Here is a 20074-nt window from a genome sequence, read left to right as displayed (position 1 = left end):
TCCTCGCCGGCCTCGCCTGTGATACGCTTCCTTTCCGGCTGCACCTGCGGCCGGAAAGGAGGTGGTTCATGTGCCAATAGAAACAGTTGCAGGTCTGGTTCTGGGTTTCGCGACGTTCATCGTCGCGTTGCTCGGATTGGTGGCGAAGCTCATTGAGCTAAGCCGCAAGTAACCCAGTGCGGGCTCTCGGTGCTGGAACGCCGGGAGCCCAAAATGCTTTGAGCCCGGGCGCTGGAACACCCGGGCTCAGGAGGTGACGTTGTACCAACGGTCACAGTTGCAGTGCTCTTTAGATAGCGAAAACCGGTCAGAATCACAAGATGCGCCAGAACGACACCGATGAAACCCGCTCCGTCCGCGTGCTGCGCGTGGGCGAACAGGTGCGCCATATCCTCAGCGAAATCCTCCAGCGCGGCGACGTGCACGACGAGGTGTTGGCGAAGCACCTGGTCTCGGTGACCGAGGTGCGCATGTCGCCCGATCTGCGCCATGCGACGGTGTTCGTGAAGCCGCTGCTCGGCAAGGACGAGGAGGCGGTGCTGAAGGCGCTGCGCACCAACACCGCCTTCCTCCAGCGCGAAGTCGCGCACCGGGTGAAGATGAAATATGCAGCCAAGCTCAAGTTCCTCGCGGACGAGAGCTTCGACGAGGGCAGCCATATCGACCAGTTGCTCCGTGCGCCCAACGTGGCGCGGGACCTGGGCGGGGACGAAGATTGACTCCGTAGGTGGTAAGACGCATCTTACCTACATGAACGCTACGACGACGCTCTCTGCGAAAGGCCAGGTGGTGATCCCGAAGGAGGTTCGGGACGCGCTCGGGTTTCTGCCCGGTCAGCAGCTGGAGGTGGTTCGCAGCGGCGCATCGATCGTGCTGCGCCCGATCGTGACCAAATCCGGCCGGTCGTTCGAGGAAATCACCGCTTCGCTTCGCGCGACGCTGCGGTACGATGGACCGCCGATCAGCATCGAAGAAATGAACCACGCCACTAGGGAAGCTGCGGCGGACGTAGCGGGTGCGCGGGACGATCGTGCGCGCCGTTGATACCAACGTCCTTGCCCGGTTCCTGATTGGCGATGATCCGGCGCAAGCCGCAGCGGCCGGCGAGGTGCTGCGTAGCCCCGTCTATGTGTCGAACAGCGTGCTGCTCGAACTCGGGTGGTTGCTGCGATCGCGCTATCGCCAGCCCCTCGACGCGGTGACCCGCGCCCTACGCGACCTGATGGATCTGCCCACCGTCCAGGTGGAGGATAGCGCCGCACTGGCTTGGGCACTCGACCGTGTCGCACAAGGCGCCGACATGGCCGACATGTTCCATTTGCTCGCGGTCGGCCCTGCCACCAGCTTCGTGACGTTCGACCGGGGCATAGAACGTGCCGCCGGTTCCAATTCTCCGGTCACCATCGAGACCCTCGCCTGATGGCCAAGCTCTATTTCTACTATGCCTCGATGAACGCGGGGAAATCGACCACGCTCCTCCAGGCCGATTTCAACTACCGCGAGCGCGGCATGCGCACCTTGCTGTTCACTGCCGGCGTGCATGATCGGGGCGGACACGGCGTTATCGACTCGCGGCTCGGCATCCATGCCGATGCGATCCCGTTCGACGGCACCACCGACCTGCGCACGATCGTCCAGGATGCCCATTTCTCGGCGCCGCTCGCCTGCGTGCTGGTGGATGAAGCGCAGTTCCTCTCCGCCGCGCAGGTGCGGCAACTGGCGGCAGTGTGCGACAAGGATGAGGTGCCCGTGCTCTGCTACGGGCTGCGCACCGATTTCCGGGGCGTGTTGTTCGAGGGCGCGGCGGCGCTGCTGGCGATCGCGGACTCGCTGGTCGAGATCAAGTCGGTCTGCGAATGCGGGCGCAAGGCGACGATGAACCTGCGCGTCGATGCCGAGGGGCGGGCCGTGCGCGAGGGCGAGCAGCGCGAGATCGGCGGCAACGACCGCTATGTCGCGCTCTGCCGCCGCCATTTCGTCGAGCGGCGCGGCGCGATCGGCTGATACGGAAAAGGGCGCCGCGAGGATCTCCCCGCGACGCCCTTCCGCTATGAAGCATGCGGGGATCGCTCCCCGCACCTCCGATCAGAAGTGGAAGCGGATCTCGCCGCCGATGATGCGCGGCTCGTTGATCATGCCGGTCAGGTTGTTGAAGTCGATCGCGCTCTGCGCGCGGATCTGGTTGAGGATGTTGCGGGCGAACGCCGCCACCTCATAGCCCTGCGGCGCGCGGTAGCCGATGCGCAGACCGCCCTCGAGCAGCGAACGCCCGCGGAACTCCTTCGCCTCGTAGAGGAAGTAGTTGATATCGCTGCGATACGCCCAGTCGGTATAGGCGTAGACCTCGCCGCCATTGGCCAGCGGCACGCCGTAGCGCGCGGTGGCGTTGAGCACGAAGCGCGGCGCCTGGGGTAGGCGGTTGCCGTCGATCCGCGCGAAGGTGCTGGTGCCGACGGTGAAGGTCGGATCGGTCATCGTGCACAGCGAGCCGCAGGCCGCCACGACCAGCTTGGGATCGCGGATCTGGGTGAAGTTGTAGCTGCCGCTGGCGGTGAGATCGAGCCCGCGGACCGGGCGGTAGCTGAACTCCGCCTCGACGCCATAGCCGTTGACGTGATCGGCCGAGAGCAGCTGGTTGGCATTGCTCGCGCCGCCCACCGCGGTCAGCTGCAGGTCATCGGTGCGGAACCAGTAGCCGGTCAGCGCATAGTTCAGGCCCTTGGCCGGAAGCGCGCCCTTCACGCCCACTTCGGCCGACTTGGTGAACTGCTTGCCTGCGGTGGTCGGCACCGAACCGAAGGTCACGCGGTCCTGGATCGCCGGGCCCAAGTAACCGGTGGCGAAGCGTGCGTAGACGTTGACGTCGGGGGTCAGCGCATAGGTGGCGCTGGCGTCCCAGGTCACCGCCTCGCCCTTGACCTTGGTCTGCAGCGGCAGGGTGAGGCCGCCGGTCAGCGGGCCGAAGCCGGTGATCACATCGTTCTTGCGGTCATGCGAGTAGCGCACGCCGGCGCGCAGCGTCAGCGCATCGGTCGCCTTGAACTCGCCCGAGGCGAATACGCCGATATTTTCATTGATGTTCACATGGCCGATATTCTGGTTCTGCGCGCCGCCGCCCAGATCATAGCCATATTCGCTGTAATCGAGGTTCTGGTCGAAATAATAGACACCGGCCTGGCCGCGGAACGCACCGAACTGGTCGGTTGCGAAGCGAAGTTCCTGGCTGAACTCCTTGGGGCTCGTGATGCCGCCGGTGTTCGACGGGAACAGGGCGTTGTTCAGGCCCAGCGCCGGGAAGGTGTAGTTGTCGCCGCCGTCGACGTCGCCGGTGCTCTGCACCTTGGCGCGCTCGTAGGCGGTTACCGAGTAGAGCGTGCCCAGACCCTCGAAGTGATAGTCGAGCTGCAGGTTGCCGCCCCACTGCTCGAGCCACTGGCTGGTATAGCCGTCGAGCTTGACGTGCTTGGGGTCGAAGCCCGCCGAGAAGTTGTTCGAGCCCTGCTGGAACAGGCCGGCGCGGAACACGCGGGGCGTGCCTTCGAGGTCGCGGCCATGGACGTTGATCAGCGCGTTGAAGTCGCCGCTGGTGTAGGACAGCTGCACGCGGCCGGCGCGATCGGTATAGCCTTCGAGCTTGCGGTTGGCGACGCTGAGCTTGCTGGTGCTGTCGTTCACCACCCAATTGTCGCGGTGCTGGACCAGGCCCGAGACGCGCAGCGCGAAGCCGTTGCCCAGCGGTGCGTTGAGCGCGAGATCGGCGTTGATCGTGTTGTAGGTCGCCCAGCTGACGCTGCCCTGCGCTTCATACTTGTCGGTCGGACGCTGCGATTCGAGCTTCACCACGCCGGCCGGCGTGTTGCGGCCGAACAGCGTGCCCTGGGGACCGCGCAGCACTTCGACGCGGGCGAGGTCGAACGCCGGGAAGGCCTTCAGCATCGGGTTCTCGAGCGCCACATTGTCGTACACCACCGACACCGGCTGCGCAGCGTTGGGATCGAAATCCGTGTTGCCCAGGCCGCGGATGTAGAAGCGCGGGAAGGTGCGGCCGAACGAGCTTTCGATCTGAAGGCTGGGCGTGCGCGCCGAGAGGAAGCGGATGTCGAGGCCCGAAGAGTTGAGCACGTCGAGCTTCTCGCCGCCGATCGCGGTGACGGCGACGGGGACGTCCTTGGCGGCTTCGGTGCGGCGCTGCGCGGTGACGACGATCTCGCCGGCCTGCTGCGGCGCGGCGTCCTCGGGCTGGGCGCCTTGGACGGGTGCGGGCGTTTCGTGGCTGGCGGCGAGTGCCGAGGGCGCGGTGAGCGCGGCGCTGGCGAGCAGCAGGCCGCGAAGAAGGGCGGAAGTGGTCATGGCTGAGTCGAGTCCCCGTACAGTGTTGGCTCGTCCTCTCCGGCGCGTTTTCGCGATCGCTTCTTGTCGATGTCGCTGATTTTTCGCGCGCCTGTAGCGGAACCGTCATTTGCAGCAAGCGTTTCGGGCGACGCCCGAACGGTTTGCTTCCGGGTGTTGCAATAATGTCGTGATTTGCACGGGTGCCGATCGCCACCTATGGCGCGGCGATGCACGGCTGGATCCTCCTCGACAAACCCCTGGGCCTCGGCTCGACACAAGGCGTGAGCGCGGTGAAGCGCGCGCTGCGTGAGGGGGGCTATGCCAAGGTGAAGGTCGGCCATGGCGGCACGCTCGATCCGCTGGCGACCGGGGTGCTGCCGATCGCACTGGGCGAGGCGACCAAGCTCGCCGGCCGCATGCTCGACAGCGACAAGGTGTATGACTTCACCATCCGGTTCGGGGTGGAGACGGATACGCTGGATGCCGAGGGGAAGGTGATTGCGACGTCCGAGGTGTTCGTAGACGGCGCGGACGTCGAGGATGTTCTCGGGCAATTTCTAGGCGAGATTGACCAACTGCCGCCTGCCTATTCCGCACTGAAGGTCAATGGCGAGCGGGCCTATGACCTCGCGCGATCGGGTCAGGAAGTTACATTGGGGACTCGTCGGATCACGATCCACGATCTGCAGTATCTATCTTCGCAGAACGAGGATGGCGCGCAGTTCGCCACCCTTCGCGCCCATGTCTCCAAGGGCACGTATATCCGCAGCCTGGCCCGCGACATCGCCCACGCCCTTGGCACCGTCGGCCACGTCACCTATCTCCGTCGCATCAAGGCCGGCCCCTTCACCCTGGACCAGGCGATTTCGCTGGACTCTTTGGCGGATGCCGCTAAGGAGCGGCGCCTTGAAGACATTTGCCTGCCGCTGAGGGCGGGGCTGGACGACATCCCGGCTCTATCCCTCACCCCCGATCAGGCAGGGCTGCTCCGCCAGGGGCGGGTCTTGGTCGGGATTGCCAAAGACGATGGCCTGTATTTCGCGCTGCTCGGGGATACCCCGGTTGCGCTGGTAGAGGCGGAAGCCGGAAGCATCCGGGTCGTACGCGGCTTCAACCTGTAGCCTTAGATGTCGAAGGAAAATGCATGTCGATCACGCAGGAGCGCAAGGAAGCGCTCGTCAAGGAACACGCTCGCAACGAGGGTGACACCGGCAGCCCCGAAGTGCAGGTCGCGATCCTCTCGGAGCGCATCGCCAACCTCACCGAGCACTTCAAGACCCACGCGAAGGACAACCACTCGCGCCGCGGTCTGCTGATGCTGGTCAACAAGCGCCGCAGCCTGCTGGACTATCTGAAGAAGAAGGACCAGGCGCGCTACGCAGATCTCATCGCGAAGCTCGGTCTTCGCAAGTAACACGGAAAGGCGACCTTCGGGTCGCCTTTTTGTCATTCCGGTGCGATACTGCATCGGCGATCCCCGGCGAATGGCGCCGGGATCGAAACGGGGGATCCGGCAATACGGTCGGTCCCACGAGCCACATACGGCTCACGCATAGGCCCCCCGCGTGATTGGCACCGGGGAGTGAAGGAAACAACATGTTCGACAAGAAGACTGTATCGATCGAGTGGGGCGGCAAGACGCTGACTCTCGAAACGGGCAAGGTTGCCCGTCAGGCCGACGGCGCGGTGATCGCGACCCTCGGCGAAACCGTGGTGCTGTGCGCAGTCACCGCCGCGAAGAGCGTGAAGGAAGGCCAGGACTTCTTCCCGCTGACCGTCCACTACCAGGAAAAATTCTCGGCCGCCGGTCGCATCCCGGGTGGCTTCTTCAAGCGCGAGCGCGGCGCCACCGAGAAGGAGACGCTCGTCTCCCGCCTCATCGACCGCCCGATCCGCCCGCTGTTCCCGGAAGGGTTCTACAACGAGATCAACGCCATCGCTCAGGTGCTGAGCTATGACGGCGAGAACGAGCCCGACATCCTCTCGATGATCGCCGCCTCGGCAGCGCTCACGCTCTCGGGCGTGCCCTTCATGGGCCCGATCGGCGCGGCGCGCGTCGGCTACATCAACGGCGAATACATCCTCAACCCGACCGACGCGCAGGTTGCCGAGGGCGAGCTCGATCTCGTCGTCGCCGCCACCTATGACGCGGTGATGATGGTCGAATCCGAAGCCAAGGAGCTTTCGGAAGAGGTCATGCTCGGCGCCGTGCTGTTCGCGCACGATGCCTGCCGTGAAATCGTCAAGGCGATCGTCAAGCTCGCCGAGCAGGCCGCCAAGGATCCGTGGGAAATCGCGTCGTCGAACGACAATGCGAAGCTCAAGGACAAGCTGAAGAAGCTCATCGGCAAGGACATCGCCGCCGCCTACAAGCTGACCGACAAGTCGGCCCGCTCGAACGCGCTCAACGAGGCGCGTGCCAAGGCGAAGGCGCAGTTCACCGAGGACGGCCTGAGCCCGCAGGACGTCATGGCCGGCATCAAGCTGACCAAGAAGCTGGAAGCCGAGATCGTCCGCACCGCCATCCTCAAGGACGGCAAGCGCATCGACGGCCGCACCACCACGCAGATCCGCCCGATCGAGGCAGAGACGCACTTCCTCCCGCGTGCGCACGGCTCGGCGCTGTTCACCCGCGGCGAGACCCAGACCATCGCCACCTGCACCCTCGGCACCAAGGATGCCGAGCAGATGATCGATGGCCTGAACGGCCTCAGCTACCAGAACTTCATGCTGCACTATAACTTCCCGCCCTATTCGGTCGGCGAAGTGGGCCGCTTCGGCGCGCCGGGCCGTCGCGAAGTCGGCCATGGCAAGCTGGCATGGCGCGCGCTGCACCCGGTGCTGCCCGCCAAAGAAGACTTCCCCTACACGATCCGCCTGACCAGCGACATCACCGAGTCGAACGGCTCGTCGTCGATGGCGTCGGTGTGCGGCGGCAGCCTCGCGATGATGGACGCCGGCGTGCCGATCAAGCGTCCGGTCTCGGGCATCGCCATGGGCCTGATCCTCGAGGGCAAGGATTACGCGATCCTGTCCGACATCCTGGGGGACGAAGATCACCTGGGCGACATGGACTTCAAGGTCGCCGGCACGTCCGAGGGCATCACCACGATGCAGATGGACATCAAGATCGCCGGCATCACCAAGGAGATCTTCGAGGCGGCGCTCAACCAGGCGAAGGCCGGTCGCGCGCACATCCTGGGCGAGATGAACAAGGCGCTGGGCGAAGTCCGCTCGGAGCTGTCGGCACACGCGCCGCGCATCGAGACCTTCACCATCGACAAGTCGAAGATCCGTGAAGTGATCGGCACCGGCGGCAAGGTGATCCGCGAGATCGTCGCCACCACCGGCGCCAAGGTCGACATCGACGACGAGGGCGTGACCAAGGTCAGTTCGTCGGATCCGGCGCAGATCGAAGCCGCGATCAAGTGGATCAAGGGCCTGGTCGAGGAAGCCGAAGTCGGCAAGATCTACAACGGCAAGGTCGTCAACCTGGTCGATTTCGGTGCGTTCGTGAACTTCATGGGCGGCAAGGACGGTCTCGTCCACGTCTCGGAGATCAAGAACGAGCGTGTCGAGAAGGTCTCGGACGTCCTGAGCGAAGGCCAGGAAGTCAAGGTCAAGGTCCTCGAGATCGATCCGCGCGGCAAGGTCCGCCTGTCGATGCGCGTCGTCGACCAGGAAACCGGTGCCGAGCTGGAAGACTCGCGTCCGGCCCGCGAACCGCGCGAGCCGCGCGGTGACCGTGGGGATCGCGGCGACCGTGGCGATCGTGGCGGCGACCGCCGTCGCGAGGGCGGCCGTGGCGGCGAGCGCGGTGGCGAGCGCGGCGAGCGTGGCCCCCGCCGCGACCGTGGCGACAAGCCGCGCGGCGAGCGCAGCGAAGGCGGCAAGGACGACGGCGGCGACATCGGCCTGCCTGCGTTCCTGACCGGCGATCGCGACTGATCGCACGCGTTTCGCCCAAGAAATGAAGAAGGGGTCCGGCGCTGCCGGGCCCCTTTTTTCATTAACCCATTCCGTCGTTCCACTTTGCGTTAAACAGCGCTATGCAATGGCTTGGGGGATTGGAGCGGAGCAGACGACGTTTAGGGGTGAGGACCGACCGATGATGGCAACGACGACGATCGCGGAATTGCGACACGATCACGAGATGATCGATATTCTTGCGCGGCGCCTGTCCGGCCTCCTCGAAAGCGACGCGACTCCGGTCGAGCTTTCCACCGCGCTCGATCACCTGCTCCACTGCGTCGCCGAGCACCTCGCCCGCGAGGACACCACCATCTACACGCTCACGATGTCGGCCCAGCCGGGCATCTCGCGCACCAAGGTCGACCAGGTCCGCGAGGATTTCGAGCGGCTCAAGGCCAACTGGCAGGAATATCTGCTGTTCTGGACCCCCGAGCAGATCGCCGCCGACCGCCAGGGCTTCGCCGCCGCCAGCCGCGCGATGCTGCCGCGCCTGCGCGACCGCGTGAAGCTGGAGGAGAGCCTGTTGGTCGCCGCCGCGCTGCAGGGCGAGCCGAGCTTTCAGACGCGGCATTGAGAGGCGGGCGGTTAGTTTGCAACCGCCCAATTGCGGACGTTTCAGGGCGAACCTCACAGCCCCGCGGGATGATCGGAAAGCCAGTTAGGCCATGCCGCCTTCAACTGGCGAACGCCTTCCCACGATTGCGGAAACAGGTCGAAGCCGCCGTCATAAGGCGCGAACACCGCACCGTTGTCGCACCTCATCCAAACCGCACGCCGAGGCTCATCGTCGGCAATCGACAGCAGCTTTGCGTTGCTCGATCCCGAGCGCCAACGTTCGTGGCGGACGTAAAAACTCCAGACGGGATCGTCGGGATCATCGGTTTCTCGGCCCAAGAGCGCTTCCTCGCCCGCAGTGACCGGATCATCGGTGTCGCCCTCAATCACCCAACACCACTCGTTCTCCCCGAGCAACCAGTCGGCCAACGCATTTGCTCGCGAGAGGATGATGCTTCGCTCGGCTTCATCCTCTCCGTATCTCTCCGAACCCGGGAGAGCGTGAAACCGGACCCAGGGCGCTCTCGCGCAGCTACGGAGCATCCATCCCAGCGGCAGGCATGTCGGATGATACCGCGCCCAATCGCGTCGAAACTGTTCGGCAGTGGCGCTGTCTCCGGTCATCGCTGCTACCTACAATGAACGTCCGCTTTCCACCAAAATTTGCCATGTCGACAGTCGAGGTGAGCGCAATCGGCTGTCGAAGGGCGGCCCCCTACTCCGCCGCCAACAAGCTCGTCGCCCCGCCGAGGTCGACCGACACCAGCCGGCTGACCCCGCGTTCGACCATCGTGACCCCGAACAGCCGGTGCATTCGCGCCATCGTCGCGGCATTGTGGGTGACGATCAGATAGCGCGTTGCGGTTTCGCGGGTCATCGCTTCCAGCAGGTCGCAGAAGCGGTCGACATTGGCGTCGTCGAGCGGCGCGTCGACTTCGTCGAGCACGCAGATCGGCGAGGGCTTGGTGAGGAACAGCGCGAAGATCAGCGCGACCGCGGTCAGCGCCTGCTCGCCGCCCGAGAGCAAAGTGAGCGATTGGAGCTTCTTGCCCGGCGGCTGCGCCAGGATCTCCAGCCCCGCCTCCAGCGGATCGTCCGAATCGATCAGCGCGAGATGCGCCTGGCCGCCGTTGAACAGCGTGGTGAACAGCCGCCGGAAATGCTGGTCGACCGCCTCGAACGCGGCGAGCAGCCGCTGCCGCCCCTCGCGGTTGAGCGTGCCGATCGAGCCGCGCAGCCGGTTGACCGCCTGGAGCAGTTCGTCGCGCTCCTTCGCGTTGGTGCCGAACGCGGCCTCGATTTCGGCCAGCTCGGTCTCGGCGACGAGATTGACCGGGCCCAGCCGCTCGCGATCGGTGGTCAGCTTTTCCATCGCGGCGGATTCGTCCTGCGGGCTGCGCACACTGTCGGCCTCGAAGTGCAGCCGCGCCGGGAGCAAGGGCGGCGGACATTCGAAGCGTTCGCCCGACAGGCGGCCCATCTCCACCCGGCGCACGTCCTGGTTCTCGGCGCGGGCGGCGGCGCCGGCACGGCGCTCGCGAGCTTCGGAGAGCGACTCGCTTGCCTTGCGCAGCGTCGCCTCGGTCGTGCGTAGCCGGGCGTCGGCCTCGCGCTCAGCGACCTGGGCGGCGGCGGATTCCTGCTGCATCCACGCATCCGCGGCCTCGGCATCGGCGAGCTGCGCGGCGATCTGCGCGGGGCGGGCGGCGATCGCCTCGCGCTCCTGCGCCAGCGTGGCGGCGCGCTCGTCCATCTCGGCGGAGCGGCGCGTGGCATCGGCGGCGCGGGCCGACCAGCTCTTCGCCTCGGCGCCGGCGCCGGCGAGCCGCTCGCGGACCTGGGCGAGATCGCGGTCGAGGCTGGCGCGTTCGGCGCGGGCGCTGGCCACCGCGGCGCGGGCATGGTCGGCCTCGCGGGAGAGGGCGGCAACCTTGGCGCGGGTTTCGGTCCCGTCCGGCAGCGCAGCCTTGGTTGCCTCGGCGCGGGCGAACTCGCCGGCGGCTTCCTCCGCTTCGGCGGCGATGCGGGCGCGGCGGGTTTCGAGATCGGCGCGCTGCGTCTCCAGCCTTTCGATCTGGTTGGCGGCGCGATCCTCGGCACGGGTCGCCTCGCGCGCGGCGAGATCGGCCTGGTCGAGCCGCTTGCGGTTCTCGGCGGCGCTGCGGCGGGCCTCGGCGATGCTGACCTCGATGCGGCTGAGTTCGGCCGCCGCCGCTTCCAGCGCCGCCTGTGCCGCCGGTCGCGCCTTCTCCAGCGCGGCGAGCCGGTTGACCCGCTCCAGCCGCTCGGCCGCCGCCGCGCCGCCCGAGCGGGCGCGATAGCCGTCCCAGCGGCGCAGCATGCCCTGCAGCGTCACCAGCCGCTGGCCGACCGCAAGCGGCTGGCCCCCATCCGCCTCGCACACCAGCACCTGCGCCAGCCGCCGGGCGAGTTCGGGTGGCGCGGTGACATGCTCGGCCAGCCGGGTCGTGCCCGGCGGCGGTGCGGGATCGGTCGGCAGTGCGTCCGCGCCGCCCCAATGGCGCTCGGCGCTCGCGTCGAGCCCGGCTTCGAGATCGTCGCCCAGGGCGGCGGCGAGCGCGCGCTCGTAACCGGCGGCGACGGTCACCCGATCAAGCAGACGCTCCTTGCCCGAGGGCTTGGTCGCCTTGGCAAGCGCGGTCGCCTCGCTGTCGATCTGGGCGAGTTCGGCATGCGCGGCTGCGCGTGCCGCCTGGGCGCCGTTGCGCGCCTCGATCGCGGCGCGCTCCTCGGCATCGGCACGGGCAAGGGCGTCGCGGGCGGAGTCGGCCTGGCGCTGCGCTTCCGTGCGCGCCTCGCTCGCCCGCTGGCGCTCGGCGAGGAGCGGTGCGGCATCGCCGAGCGCGCGGGCCTCGGCCTCGATCCGGGCCTGATCGCGCTGGCTGCGTTCCACCCGGCCGCGCGCAGCGGACAGCGCGGCGTCGGCGACGCGCACTTCCGCCGCTTCGGCCGCCTGCTGGGCCAGTGCCTGCGAGAGCGCGACTTCGGCATCGCGGGCGGCGCGTTCGGTATCGGCGAGCGCCGCCTCGAGCAGCGGCACGCGCGCGGCGGTCTCGGCGATACGTGCCTCCAGCGTCGCCTGCTCGGCGGTCAGCCGCGCGATTGCCTCGGCGGCGTCGCGCGCGAGCGAGGCTTCGCGCGCACGGTCGGTCTCCAGACGACGGCTCGCCTCGGCCAGTTCGGCGATCCGCCGCTCGACGCCGTGGCGGGCGCTGCGCAGCGTCTGGAGCCGGTGCTGCGCGTCGCTGGCGGCATCGCGCAGCCGGAGCGACTCGGCGCGCAGCGTGCCGACCGCCTCGGCCGCCGCCATCTGCGCGGCTTCCGCCTCGGCCTGCGCTGCGGTGCGCTCGGCAACCAGCGACTCGGCCTCGGCGGCCTCCTTGCGCGCGATATCGGCGGCCAGCGCCGCGTCGCGCCAGCGCGCGAAGATCATCCGCGCCTCGGCAATGCGAATGCGGTCGGAAAGCTCGCGATAGCGTTCGGCCTGCCGCGCCTGGCGCTTGAGCGCGGCGGCGCGCTGCTCCTGCTCGCCGATCAGCTCGTCGAGGCGAGTGAGGTTGGTCTCGGTTGCGCGCAGCTTCTGCTCGGCATCGCGACGGCGGACATGGAGGCCGGCGATCCCGGCCGCTTCCTCCAGCATCGCACGGCGCTCGCCGGGCTTGGCGGCGATGATCGCGCCGATCCGCCCCTGGCTGACCAGCGCGGGCGAGTGCGCGCCGGTCGCGGCGTCTGCGAATGCGAGCGCCACGTCCTTGGCGCGCACGTCGCGGCCGTTGATGCGATAGGCGGATCCGGCGCCGCGCTCGATGCGGCGGATGATCTCCAGCTCGTCCTGCTGTTCGGGCAGGTCCGCGACCACCGCCACTTCGGCGAAGTCGCGCTGCGGCCGCGTCGCGGTGCCGGCGAAGATCACGTCTTCCATGCCGGCGCCGCGCATCGACTTGGCGCTGGTCTCGCCCATCACCCAGCGCAGCGCTTCGAGCAGGTTGGACTTGCCGCAGCCATTGGGGCCGACGATTCCCGTCAGCCCCGGTTCGATCCGCAGATCGGCCGGGTCGACGAAGCTCTTGAAGCCTGTCAGCCGCAGCCGCTTTATCTGCATGAGGTGTCGTCGATCAGCGTGCGCCGGCCTTCTGGAGCAGCGGCTCCAGGCCGGCCCAGTCGTTCACCTCGGTCTTCTGGCCGTTGATGAAGAAGGTCGGGGTGGAGTTCACGCCATAGACGTTGGCGCCGTCGGCATTGACCTTGGCGATCGTCTCGATCTGCTTCTGGTCGGCGAGGCACGCCTTGGCCTGGGCCTCGGGCAGGCCGCGCTGCTTCATGAAGTCGACCATGCCCAGCGCCTGGGCGAAGCCGGCCGCGGCCTGGGGCGGCGGCATCTGCTGGATCTGGTCGAGCACCTGCGGGTTGGTTTGCTGGAGCGCCATGATCTTCTTCTCGAACTCTTCCTGGCCGGCATAGATCTGGTCCAGCGTCGGGAAGAAGGCGTCCGAAGGCACGCACTGGTTGAGCAATGCGAGCGCGAGGTCGGGGGCGCCGTGGATCAGGAAGTCGCGATATTCATAGCTCACCTTGCCGGTCGCGATGTACTTTTCGCGCAGCGGGCCGACGCCGGTGGTGCCGAACTGGGCGCAGAACGGGCACATGCGCGAGCCGTATTCGACCAGCTTGATCGGCGCGTTGGGATTGCCCTGGCGGAAGCCGTTGTCCTTGGTCTTCTCGACGACGTCGGTCCACTGCTTGCCGGCCGGGGCCGCCGCGCCGGCAACGGGGGCCGAGGCCTGGACCGGCGCGCTACTGTTGCCGCCGGTGCCGCCGGCCTTGTTGCCGCCGTTGCAGGCGGCGAGCGCCAGGATGGGAAGAAGCGCGAGGGCGAAACGCATGGAAGTCTCCGGGTTACGAAAGGGTCAGGCGCCGGCGGCGCGCAGTTCGGGCTCGAGATAGGGCCAGGTGAAGGCGCGCACCCGCCGGCCGTTGACGAAGAAGCTCGGCGTGCCGTCCACCTTGTAGAGGTTCGCGCCGTCCGCCTGGGTCTTGGCGATGCGGGCGATCGCCTTGGTATCGGCGAGGCACTGGCGCGCCTTGGCCTCCAGCAGGCCTTGGGTCTTGAGGAAGGCGATCATGCCCATATTCTCGGCAAAGCGCGTCGCCATCTGCGGCGGGGGCAGCTTCTGCCAAGCCTCCAGCGTGGCGGGCGTCTTTTCCAGCGCGATCAGCTTTTCTTCGAACTGGGGCTGGTGGGCGTAGATCGCGTCGAGCACCGGGAAGAAGCGCTGGGTGCCGACGCACTGGTTGAGCAGCGCCAGCGCGAGGTCGGGCGCGCCGTGCACCAGATAGTCGCGATACTCGTAGCTGACCTTGCCGGTGGCGACATACTGGTCGCGCAGCGGCTTCATCCCATCGTTCGCGAAGCGGCCGCAGGTTGGGCAGGTGCGCGAGCCATATTCGACCAGCTTTACGGGCGCGTTGGGGTTGCCCTGGCGATAGCCGCCCTCGGGTGTCGCCACCACGGTGGTGAGCCAATTGGCCTGCGGGGCAGGGGCGGCGCCGAGTGCGAAGAGCGGCACCAGGGCGAGCATCAGGGTGAGGAGTCGCTGCATCATCTCAATCGATCCGGCCGAACACCGGGGTTTCGTCCTGCGCCGCAACGCCCGCGGCAAGCGATTCGAGCACCGCGCGCAGTTCCGGATCGGCGATGCCGCGCAGGCTGTCGCCCATTGCCTCCGGGATCGGCTTGAGGCTGGGCGGCGGCGCAGGCTTGGCCTTAGGTGCGCGCAGGTCGCCGTGGCGGATCGCCAGCTTGGCGACGGCGGGATAGCCGAAGAAGCGATTGACCCGCTCGATGATCTCGGGCGCGATATGCTGCATCATCGGCGCGAAGGCACCCGATACGGTGAGCGCCAGCACGCCTTCCTCGCGCTTGCCGCGCGGGAAGCGAATCGATTCGGGGGCGGAGACGCGGGCATAGCGCTCGCCGACGATCTCGCTCCAGCGGCTGACCACGGCGGACTGGACGAAGCCGAACTTCCGGAATGCGGCGCCGCCTACGTCCGGCAGCAGCTCGGACACCGCACGGACGCGGTTCGAGCGCTGCGGCTCGAGGCGCGGCTGGCGGGTGGTGGTACGCGGGGGCTTCGTCATTGCGGGTCCCCCATGCCATAGGCGGGGCGTGCCCGACAACGCTCCTGAATCGATCGCCCCCGCCCTGCTCGCCTGGTACGACGCCAATGCCCGCCGCCTGGCCTGGCGCGCGCCACCCGGCGCTGACGCCGCCGACCCGTACCGGGTGTGGCTGTCCGAGGTGATGCTGCAGCAGACGCAGGTCGCCACGGTGATCCCCTATTTCGAGAAATTCACCAGCCGCTGGCCCAGCTTCGAGGCGATGGCGGCGGCGGAGGACGCCGATGTGATGGCTGCCTGGGCAGGGCTCGGCTATTATGCCCGGGCCCGCAACATGCTCGCCTGCGCCCGCGAAGTTGCGCGGCTCGGCCCGCTGCCCGACACCGAGATGGGTCTGCGCGCGCTGCCCGGCATCGGCGATTATACCGCGGCGGCCATCGCCGCGATTGCGTTCGGGCGGCGGGCAGTGGTCGTAGACGCCAATGTCGAGCGGGTGGTGACGCGGCTGTTCGCGCTGGCCGATCTGCTGCCAGGCTCGCGCCCGACGATCCGGCGGCTGACCGACACGATCACGCCCGATGCCCGCGCCGGCGATTTCGCCCAGGCGATGATGGACCTCGGCAGCGGCATCTGCACCGTCCGCGCGCCGAAATGCCTGCTCTGCCCGATCGCCTTCGGTTGCGCGGCGCGGGCGGAAGGCAATCCCGAGGCCTATCCGGTCAAGGCCAAGAAGGCCCCCAAGCCGCAGCGCCACGGCACGATGTTCTGGCTGGAGCGCGACGATGCGGTGCTGCTCGTCCGGAGACCCGACAAGGGCCTGCTCGGCGGCATGCGGGCGCTGCCCACCGGGCCCTGGGGCGAGTCGCCGCCGGGCGTGGTCGACGCGCCGGCCGCCACCCATTGGCGAATGTTGAACGAAACCGTCCGCCACGGTTTCACCCATTTCGACCTCGAGGTGGCGCTTGCGACTGCAACAATCCCTCGCCATGCAAGCGCACCCCCCGGCGAATGGTGGCCGATTGCCGACATCGAGTCGGCGGGTCTGCCCACCGTCTTCGCCAAGGCGGCCAAAGCGATACGGAGACTGCGATGACGGCCAAGCGCGTATTCGGACTTTTCGGGGCGGCACTATTGCTCCAGGCGCCTGTGGTGCAGGCCCAGACGGCCCCCAGCCAGGTCCAGAGCTTCGCGCGCCAGACCGTCGCCTCGGGCAAGGTGCCCGGGATCGTCATCGCCTATGCCAAGGGCCAGGCGCCCGTGACGATCGTGGCGGAAGGCCGCATGTCCGACGAGCCGACCGCGCCCAAGGTCAATGGCGACACGCTGTGGCGGGTCTATTCGATGACCAAGCCGATCACCGGCATCGCCGCGATGATCCTGATCGAGGAAGGCAAGCTCAAGCTCGACCAGCCGATCAGCGACTTCATCCCGGCGTTCAAGGACATGAAGGTGCTGGTCGATCCGAACAAGGACCTGACCAGCCGCCCGGCGACCAAGCCGATCACGGTGCGCAACCTGCTCACCCACACCGCGGGCCTCGGCTACAACATCATCACCAAGGGGCCGCTGCTCAACGAATATAACCGCCTCGGCATCAACCCGGCGCAGGTGAGCGACTCGTTCGAGGCGACCGCGCGGCCGGTGCGTCCGGCGACTCTCGAGGAATTCGCCAACCGCACCGCGACGCTGCCGCTGATCGCCGAGCCCGGCGCCAAGTTCAGCTATTCGATCGGGCTCGACGTGCTCGGCCGGGTGATCGAGGTGGCGAGCGGGATGCCGTTCGACAGCTTCGTCAACACGCGCATCCTTGCGCCGCTCAAGATGACGTCCAGCTACTGGACGGTGCCGGCGGGCGAGGCGGGGCGTCTCGCCACCGAGTATGCGATCGCGGGCGGCAACCGCTTGCCGATCGATCCGGGCGCGACCTCGGTCTATCTCAAGAAGCCGAGCTTCCCCTATGGCGGCGCGGGGCTGGCGATGTCGGCGCGCGACTATGATCGCTTCCTCCACATGCTGCAGAATGGCGGCGAACTGGACGGGGTGCGGATACTCAAGCCCGAGACGGCGGCGCTCGCCATGTCCGACCTGCTGCCGGCGGGCGTCGACAAGACCAACCTAGCGGTGATGGCGCGCGACACCGGGGTGCCGATGGGCTTCGGCGCGGGCGGATCGGTGTTCCTCGCCGACCAGCCGGGCGGCGCGGGCAAGGGCACCTATGGCTGGTCGGGTGCTGCCGGAACCTTCGCCTGGGTGGACCCCAAGAACCAGGTCCGCGCGACGATGATGGTCAACATCCTGCTTGCCGAACTCGGTCTGAAGGTACCGATGCGTACCGCCGTCTACGCCGATCTCGCCAAGTGATCGCCCCCGGCTTCACGGGCGGCACGCTCGACCGCGACGATCGCGTCCGCCACGAGCCCGAGCTGCTGGCGGCGGCGCTCGCCGATCCGCGCGCGCGGCTGCTGGTGATGGACGGGTTGGTGCCGGCGCTGGACGGCGAGGGGCGGCTGGTCTGGACCGGGCTCGACGCCGCGACCCAGCCGCTGCTGTTCCTCGGCTTCATCGACGGCGAACCGCGCTTCGTGCAGACGCTGGCACCCGGCACGCCGCTGCCGCCGGGCCGGCCGCCCGAGCTGTCGGCGATCCTCGACGCCTTCCGGCCCGAGGATGCCGCCAACTACGCCGCGGCGCGCAGCCTGATCGATTGGCACGCCCGCAACGGCTTCTGTTCGCGCTGCGGCACGCCGAGCGACATTTTCCGTGCGGGCTGGGGCCGGCTGTGCCCAAACTGCGGCACCGAACATTATCCGCGCGTCGATCCCGTCGTGATCATGCTTGCCGAGCATGGCGACCGGGTGCTGCTGGGCCGCCAGCCGAGCTGGCCGCCGGGGCGCTATTCGGCGCTGGCCGGGTTCCTCGAGGTGGGCGAAAGCATCGAGGATGCGGTGCGACGCGAGACGCTGGAGGAAGCGGGGGTGCATGTCGGCAAGGTCCGCTATGTCGCCAGCCAGCCCTGGCCGTTCCCGTCGCAGCTGATGATCGCGTGCATCGGCGAAGCGCTCGACGAGGAGATCGCGATCGACGCGCACGAGCTGGAACATGCCGGCTGGTTCGATCGTGCGCAGGTGCGGCAGGCACTGGCGCGGGATCCAGAGGCGCCGTTCCTCGCGCCGCCCGGTTATGCGATCGCCTATACGTTGTTGAAGGCCTGGGCGGAGGGAGAGTAGGTCAAGCCGTATCCTCCCCCGGGCGGGGGAGAATACGGCTTTTCCTCTATCTTATGGCCGCGGTCGCGCCTGCGGATAGGTTCCCAGCAGTCGCACCCACTTGGAGTGGAACACCAGTTCCTCCAGCGCGCGGACCACGCCCGCGTCTTCGGGACTGCCGACGATATCGGCGTAGAATTCGGTCGCCGAGAAGCTGGCCTCGCGCTGATAGCTCTCCAGCTTGGTCATGTTGATGCCGTTGGTCGCGAAGCCGCCCAGCGCCTTGTAGAGCGCCGCGGGGATGTTCTTCACCTCGAAGATCAGCGAGGTCATGAACGGGCCTTCGCCGGTGACTCCCGGCGCATTGCGCGACAGCACCACGAAGCGCGTCATGTTGTGCGCGGCGTCGGCGATGTCGCTGGCCAGCACCTGCAGGCCATATAGCTCCGCGGCGTGCGCAGGCGCCAGCGCCGCCATTTTGGGATTGCCGAGCTCGGCAACCATCGCCGCAGCGCCCGCGGTATCGGGATAGGCGACCTGGGCGATGCCGTGCGCCCTCAGCCAGTGTCGGCACTGGCCGAGCGCTTGCGGATGGCTCATCGCCTCGCGCACGCCCTCGATGGGGCCCGTGCCCATCAGCGTGTGGCGGATGGCGAGGAAATGCTCGCCGATGATCGACAGGCCGGATTCGGGCAGCAGGAAGTGGATGTCTGCCACGCGACCGTGGAGCGAATTCTCGATCGGGATCATCGCCCGGTCGGCGCGGCCTTCCTTCACCGCATCGATCGCATCGTCGAACGAGAAGCAGGGCAGCGGCAGCGCGTCGGGAAAGGCCTCTCGCACCGCGACGTGCGAGTTGGCACCCGGCGCGCCCTGGAACGCCACCGCGCGCGCCGGCGCCGCATCGGCCTCGGCGAGCATGCGGGCGACGATCGGGCGGGCGGGCGCGGCGAAATTCTCCATGGGCCGCGGCGCTAGCCTCCGTAGAACTCCGCCGCAAGTCCGCTTGCCTTCGTAGGCGAGCGCGCTCTAAAGATGAACCAAAGCACAGGTGGGAGCGGATGAATGCAAGATCGCTTCAATACGATCGCAGGTTGGGCGCTGGCGGGTGGTATCGCCGCCCTGGGACTTTCGATCGCAAGCGCGAAGTATTTCCATTCCGAAAAGCCTGAACGCCCCGGCTATGTCGTCGAGGCGGTAGAAGATGCCGCCGGTGGCGCCGCGGCGGCCGAGCCGCTGCCGGTGCGCCTCGCCAAGGGCGACGTCGCCAAGGGCGAGAGTGGCTTCAAGCAGTGCGCCTCGTGCCACACCATCACCCAGGGCGGCGCCAACGGCATCGGCCCGAACCTCTATGCCACGCTGGGCGAGCCGATCGGCCAGGGCAAGGGCGGCTTCGCCTTCTCGGACGCGCTGAAGGGCGTCGGCGGGAGCTGGGACCTCGACAAGATGGACGCCTGGCTCACCAACCCGCGCAAGTTCGCGCCGGGCACCAAGATGACCTTCGCGGGCATCTCGGACCCGCAGCTGCGCGCCGACGTGATCCTCTACCTGAACAAGCAGGGCTCCAACCTGCCGCTGCCGGCGGCGCCCGCCGCGGGCTCCGAGCCGGATAATGCCGGGGTGCAGAGCAACAGCGCCGCGGAAGGCGCCGACGTGTCGGTGAACGTCCAGCAGGCCACGCCGGCCGAAGGGGCTCCGTCCAAGGATCCGCAGGCTGCGGTGCAGGCCGAGAAGAAGAAGTAAGCGGCGTCCCGCCTCTCTTAATCCCCTCCCGCTTGCGGGAGGGGCTAGGGGAGGGTGAGCGAGGCTCGCGGGCGACGCCGTCTCAGAAAGAATCTCCACGACACACCCTCCCCCATTCCCTCCCG

The 20074-nt window shown here is 67.7% G+C and carries 20 protein-coding genes; 13 read left to right on the top strand and 7 right to left on the bottom strand.

Translation table 11 applies throughout. From position 1 onward, the window contains the following. Positions 1-61 precede the first annotated feature (61 nt). The 5 genes from ABIC35_RS13245 to ABIC35_RS13225 all read left to right on the top strand — a co-directional run bounded on the left by ABIC35_RS13245 (position 62) and on the right by ABIC35_RS13225 (position 2004). Positions 62-172: a putative holin-like toxin gene (locus ABIC35_RS13245; RefSeq protein ID WP_354278478.1), complete on the top strand. Its 111-nt coding sequence runs from the start codon at positions 62-64 to the stop codon at positions 170-172. A 148-nt stretch (positions 173-320) separates the two neighbouring features. Then, positions 321-719: a 30S ribosome-binding factor RbfA gene (rbfA, locus tag ABIC35_RS13240; RefSeq protein WP_121072500.1), complete on the top strand. Its 399-nt coding sequence runs from the start codon at positions 321-323 to the stop codon at positions 717-719. Positions 720-750: 31 nt separating this feature from the next. Further along, positions 751-1044, top strand: coding sequence for an AbrB/MazE/SpoVT family DNA-binding domain-containing protein (locus ABIC35_RS13235; RefSeq protein ID WP_121072498.1), 294 nt, complete (start codon positions 751-753; stop codon positions 1042-1044). Further along, positions 1031-1420, top strand: coding sequence for a type II toxin-antitoxin system VapC family toxin (locus ABIC35_RS13230; RefSeq protein ID WP_183049266.1), 390 nt, complete (start codon positions 1031-1033; stop codon positions 1418-1420). The genes ABIC35_RS13235 and ABIC35_RS13230 overlap by 14 nt, the downstream gene beginning before the upstream one ends. Next, a complete protein-coding gene (locus tag ABIC35_RS13225) occupies positions 1420-2004 on the top strand; it encodes a thymidine kinase (RefSeq protein ID WP_121072494.1) in 585 nt (194 codons plus the stop codon). Before ABIC35_RS13230 ends, ABIC35_RS13225 begins: the two co-directional genes overlap by 1 nt. An 81-nt stretch (positions 2005-2085) precedes the next feature. Here the strand turns inward: ABIC35_RS13225 and ABIC35_RS13220 are convergent, their stop codons facing one another. After that, a complete protein-coding gene (locus ABIC35_RS13220; protein ID WP_121072492.1) occupies positions 2086-4350 on the bottom strand; it encodes a TonB-dependent receptor in 2265 nt (754 codons plus the stop codon). Positions 4351-4559: 209 nt separating this feature from the next. On the opposite strand from ABIC35_RS13220, the gene truB reads away from it, so the two are divergent. From truB to ABIC35_RS13200, 4 genes are all read left to right on the top strand, one after another. Further along, positions 4560-5453, top strand: coding sequence for a tRNA pseudouridine(55) synthase TruB (gene truB, locus ABIC35_RS13215; RefSeq protein ID WP_121078993.1), 894 nt, complete (start codon positions 4560-4562; stop codon positions 5451-5453). A 23-nt stretch (positions 5454-5476) separates the two neighbouring features. Beyond that, positions 5477-5746, top strand: a complete 270-nt coding sequence (gene rpsO / locus ABIC35_RS13210) for a 30S ribosomal protein S15 (protein ID WP_010544825.1) — start codon at positions 5477-5479, stop codon at positions 5744-5746. Positions 5747-5928: 182 nt separating this feature from the next. Next, entirely contained in the window at positions 5929-8280 is a 2352-nt protein-coding gene (pnp, locus tag ABIC35_RS13205; RefSeq protein WP_121072490.1) for a polyribonucleotide nucleotidyltransferase, read from the top strand. A 160-nt stretch (positions 8281-8440) separates the two neighbouring features. Further along, positions 8441-8878, top strand: a complete 438-nt coding sequence (locus tag ABIC35_RS13200; protein WP_121072488.1) for a hemerythrin domain-containing protein — start codon at positions 8441-8443, stop codon at positions 8876-8878. Between the two features lie 53 nt (positions 8879-8931). Here ABIC35_RS13200 and ABIC35_RS13195 read toward each other — a convergent pair whose 3' ends face one another. From ABIC35_RS13195 to ABIC35_RS13175, 5 genes are all read right to left on the bottom strand, one after another. After that, positions 8932-9402: a DUF3885 domain-containing protein gene (locus ABIC35_RS13195; RefSeq protein ID WP_436286783.1), complete on the bottom strand. Its 471-nt coding sequence runs from the start codon at positions 9400-9402 to the stop codon at positions 8932-8934. Between the two features lie 172 nt (positions 9403-9574). Then, positions 9575-12982: a chromosome segregation protein SMC gene (gene smc / locus ABIC35_RS13190; protein WP_121072484.1), complete on the bottom strand. Its 3408-nt coding sequence runs from the start codon at positions 12980-12982 to the stop codon at positions 9575-9577. Between the two features lie 13 nt (positions 12983-12995). Further along, complete coding sequence (locus ABIC35_RS13185) at positions 12996-13763, bottom strand: thioredoxin domain-containing protein (protein ID WP_121072482.1); 768 nt, start codon at positions 13761-13763, stop codon at positions 12996-12998. A 24-nt stretch (positions 13764-13787) separates the two neighbouring features. Beyond that, on the bottom strand, positions 13788-14483 hold the full coding sequence (locus ABIC35_RS13180; RefSeq protein ID WP_121072480.1) for a DsbA family protein: 696 nt from the start codon (positions 14481-14483) through the stop codon (positions 13788-13790). 1 nt (position 14484) lies between these two features. Continuing rightward, positions 14485-15021 (bottom strand): DUF721 domain-containing protein, encoded by a 537-nt coding sequence (locus tag ABIC35_RS13175; RefSeq protein ID WP_121072478.1) that lies wholly within the window; start codon positions 15019-15021, stop codon positions 14485-14487. Between the two features lie 28 nt (positions 15022-15049). Here ABIC35_RS13175 and ABIC35_RS13170 point away from each other — a divergent pair, with 28 nt between their 5' ends. Genes ABIC35_RS13170 through nudC form a run of 3 tightly spaced genes read left to right on the top strand, consistent with a single transcriptional unit; the run spans position 15050 to position 18227 of the window. Further along, positions 15050-16093 carry an A/G-specific adenine glycosylase gene (locus tag ABIC35_RS13170; RefSeq protein ID WP_121072476.1) on the top strand — a complete coding sequence of 348 codons (1044 nt, stop codon included), beginning with the start codon at positions 15050-15052 and terminating at the stop codon, positions 16091-16093. Next, entirely contained in the window at positions 16090-17361 is a 1272-nt protein-coding gene (locus ABIC35_RS13165) for a serine hydrolase domain-containing protein (RefSeq protein WP_121072474.1), read from the top strand. Before ABIC35_RS13170 ends, ABIC35_RS13165 begins: the two co-directional genes overlap by 4 nt. Beyond that, positions 17358-18227, top strand: coding sequence for an NAD(+) diphosphatase (nudC, locus tag ABIC35_RS13160; protein WP_121072472.1), 870 nt, complete (start codon positions 17358-17360; stop codon positions 18225-18227). The genes ABIC35_RS13165 and nudC overlap by 4 nt, the downstream gene beginning before the upstream one ends. 51 nt (positions 18228-18278) lie before the next feature. Here the strand turns inward: nudC and ABIC35_RS13155 are convergent, their stop codons facing one another. Then, positions 18279-19169, bottom strand: coding sequence for a prephenate dehydratase (locus ABIC35_RS13155; RefSeq protein WP_121072470.1), 891 nt, complete (start codon positions 19167-19169; stop codon positions 18279-18281). 102 nt (positions 19170-19271) lie between these two features. Between ABIC35_RS13155 and ABIC35_RS13150 the strand changes: the two genes are divergently transcribed. Then, complete coding sequence (locus tag ABIC35_RS13150) at positions 19272-19949, top strand: c-type cytochrome (protein WP_121072468.1); 678 nt, start codon at positions 19272-19274, stop codon at positions 19947-19949. The last annotated feature ends 125 nt before the right edge of the window (positions 19950-20074 follow it).

This window comes from Sphingomonas trueperi, from assembly GCF_040545965.1.
Taxonomy (GTDB): Bacteria; Pseudomonadota; Alphaproteobacteria; order Sphingomonadales; family Sphingomonadaceae; genus Sphingomonas; species Sphingomonas trueperi_C.
The sequence above is the reverse complement of the archived record's forward strand: the minus strand, read 5'-3'. Positions and strand labels throughout refer to the sequence as shown.